Consider the following 3,282-nt stretch of genomic DNA (forward strand, 5'->3'; position numbering starts at 1 on the left):
CCCCACCCACAGACAGCCGAAGGAATAACCGGAGCCCCCCTCCTGTTCGCACCTGCGGAGTAAGAAGACACCGCACAAGCACGCGCAGCAGGAGGCAGCCCACCGTGACATCGGCCCCGAGCGACGAAATCCGAGGCACCCGGCAGGGAACCGCCCCCGTCCCCCTGTCCGTCCTGGACCTGGTGACCGTGGGCGCCGGCCGCACGGCCACCCAGGCGCTGCGGACCAGCGTGGACATCGCCCGCCTCGCGGAAGCCCGCGGCTACCACCGCGACTGGGTGGCCGAACACCACTCCATGCCGGGAGTCGCCTCCTCGTCCCCCGCGGTGATCCTCGCCCACCTCGCGGCCCACACCCAGAAGATCCGCCTCGGTTCCGGTGGAGTCATGCTCCCCAACCACGCCCCCCTGGTCATCGCGGAGCAGTTCGGCACCCTGGAGGCGATGGCCCCGGGCCGCATCGACCTGGGCCTCGGCCGCGCCCCCGGCACGGACGGCGCGACCGCGGCCGCGCTGCGCAGGACGGAGCGCCTCAACGAGGGCGCGGACGACTTCCCCGAGCAGCTCGCCGAGCTCACCCGCTTCCTGGACGACGACTTCCCCGACGGGCACCCCTACGCCCGCATCCACGCCGTGCCCGGACCCGTCCAGGCCACCTCGCCCGGCGGCGTCCAGTCCCCGCACCGCCCGCCGATCTGGCTGCTCGGCTCCTCCGGCTTCAGCGCCCGCCTCGCCGGAGTGCTGGGCCTGCCCTTCGCCTTCGCGCACCACTTCTCGCCGCAGAACACGATCCCGGCGCTCGACCTCTACCGCGAGTCGTTCAAGCCCTCCGCGGTCCTGGACGCCCCGTACGCCCTCATCGGCGTATCCGCCCTCGCCACGGACGACGAGAAGGAGGCCCGCCGCCAGGTCATGGCGATGGCCCTGAACATGGTCCGCCTGCGCACCGGCCGCCCCGGTCTCGTCCCGACGCCCGAGGAGGCGGAGGCGCACGTGTTCTCCCCAATGGAGCGGGAGTTCATCGACAACTGGAACTCCAACGTCATCCACGGCACCGCCGACCAGGTCCGCTCCGGCCTGGACGACCTCGCCAAGCGCACCGGCGCCGACGAGCTGATGCTCACGGCCAACGCGCACAGCGGCGAACTCCGCCTGCGCAGCTACGAACTGGTCGCGGACGCGTACGGCCTGCCCAAGCCCTGACCTGCCCAAGCCCTGACCTGCCCAAGCCTTGACCTGCCCAAGCCCTGACCTGCCCGAACGCAGCCTTCTGCAACAGGCTTTAGCCGTCACATAGCGGCGAGCAGCGCGGAGATACGATCCGGCGCCACGGGACGGGAGTACAACCACCCCTGTCCCGTGTCGCACCCGATCCTCCGCAGCCGCGAGGCCTGCGCCGCGGTCTCCACGCACTCCGCGGTCACCGTGAGCCCGAGCCGGTGCGCGAGCATCACAAGGGCCTCCACGATGATCTCGTCGGCGGGGTTGATGTGCGCCTCGCCCGCTTCCGCGTCGTACTGGAAACCGCGTACGAAAGAGCCGTCCAGCTTCAGGACGGACACCGGGAGCCGACTCAGATACGCCAGGTTCGAGTATCCGGTGCCGAAGTCGTCGATGGCGATGCCCACCCCCATGTCGCTGAGCGACTGCAGGGCCTGCAGTGGCCGCCCCGCCGAGCCCATCACGGCGGACTCGGTGAGCTCGAGCTGCACCAGGTGCGGCGGGAGCCCGGTCTCGGCGAGGATCTCGGCGACGTCGGCGACCAGGTCGGAGTCCCACACCTGGCGCACGGCGACATTGACGCTCACGAACACCGGCGGCCGGTCCGGGTGGTCGAGCTGCCACTGCCGGGCCTGGCGGCACGCCGTACGCAGCACCCAGCGGCCCAGCTGGACGATCGAACCGTCTTCCTCCGCCAATCCGATGAACCGATTCGGCGTGAGCAGCCCGAACTGCGGATGCTGCCACCGCACCAGCGCCTCCACGCCGTGCAACCGGCCGTCGTCGAGGCCGACCAGCGGCTGGTAGTCCAGGACGAACTCACCGCGGTCGACGGCAGGACGCAGTGAACTCGCGAGGGCCTGGCGGGTCATGCGGTGGGCGTTGCGCTCGGGGTCGAAGAGCGTCCAGCGGGCCTTGCCGTCGGCCTTCGCCCAGTACAGCGTCGTGTCGGCGGCCTGCATCAGGCCGGTGGCCGTGGTCCCGGTGGCCCGCCGCTCGACGACGCCGATGGACGCCGAGACCGAGAGCCGCTGGCCCGACAGGTCGAAGGGGGCCTGCAGCGCCTTGAGCGCCGCGTCGGCGAGGTCGGCCAGCTGGTCGGTGCCCGTCGAGTCCTCCACGAGCAGCGCGAACTCGTCGCCGCCGAGCCGCGCCACCAGCGGCGCCGCCGTCCTGCCGTACCCGGCGTCGTCGGCGCACCGCGTGAGCCGCTCGGCGACCGCCGCGAGGAGCCGGTCGCCGACGCGGTGGCCGAGGGTGTCGTTGACCGCCTTGAACCCGTCGAGGTCGAGGTAGCACAGGCCGACCCGTCCGGTGCCCGCGTCGTCGTACGCGCCCGCTTCGATCGCGCCGGCGAGCCGCTCGAAGAACAGGCTGCGGTTGGGCAGCCGGGTCACCGGGTCGTGCATCTGGAGGTGGCGGAGCCGGGCCTGGAGCTCGCGGCGCGCGCTGATGTCCGTGGCGGCGAGCAGCACCGTGCGCCCGCCGGGCATGGGGGAGACCGTGACCTGCACCCACAGGGAGTGCCCGTCGGGGTGCTTCAGGCGCCGGGTGCAGCGCAGCTTCGCCTGGCGGCCGCGGAGCACTTCGCGGTACGCGTGCCAGGTGCGGGCGTCCGACGCGAGGTCCACCAGGTCGGCGGCGAGGCGGCCGAACAGCTCGTCGGGGGAGGTGCCGAGCAGCTCGGCGAGCGCGTCGTTGGCGTCCATCACGAGGCCTTCGCCGTCGACCACGGCGAGCGCGAGCGGGGCGGCGCCGAAGGCGGCCCGGTGGACGGCCGGCTCGGGGCGGCCACGCTCCGTGAGGGGCGCCCGGGCGAGGCCGGGCGTTGTGACCGCTGTGGCTGCTGTGGCTGCTGTGACCGTTGTGGGCAGGGGGCCTTCTGACATTCCGTTCACCGCTTGCTCCCGCAGTGCAGTTGTTCGGCGAGGCCGGGCCCGCGCAGGGTCGGCGAGGCCGGGCCCGCGCGGGAAAGTGTGCCGATCATAGGGGCAGGCCAGCGGGCGCATCCAGCCGCGGCACGGCGCAGCGTGGCGGTCGTGGGGTGCGCGGGGCCGATGGG

At 72.7% G+C, this 3,282-nt stretch carries 2 protein-coding genes; one reads left to right on the top strand and one right to left on the bottom strand.

Annotated elements, in window-relative coordinates:
* Positions 1-104: 104 nt before the first annotated feature.
* Positions 105-1,202: an LLM class flavin-dependent oxidoreductase gene (locus tag E2651_RS42225; RefSeq protein WP_135336565.1), complete on the top strand. Its 1,098-nt coding sequence runs from the start codon at positions 105-107 to the stop codon at positions 1,200-1,202.
* An 86-nt stretch (positions 1,203-1,288) separates the two neighbouring features.
* Here E2651_RS42225 and E2651_RS42230 read toward each other — a convergent pair whose 3' ends face one another.
* Positions 1,289-3,109, bottom strand: a complete 1,821-nt coding sequence (locus E2651_RS42230) for an EAL domain-containing protein (RefSeq protein WP_135336566.1) — start codon at positions 3,107-3,109, stop codon at positions 1,289-1,291.
* Between the last annotated feature and the right edge of the window lie 173 nt (positions 3,110-3,282).

Source organism: Streptomyces sp. MZ04, assembly GCF_004684775.1.
Classification (GTDB): domain Bacteria; phylum Actinomycetota; class Actinomycetes; order Streptomycetales; family Streptomycetaceae; genus Streptomyces.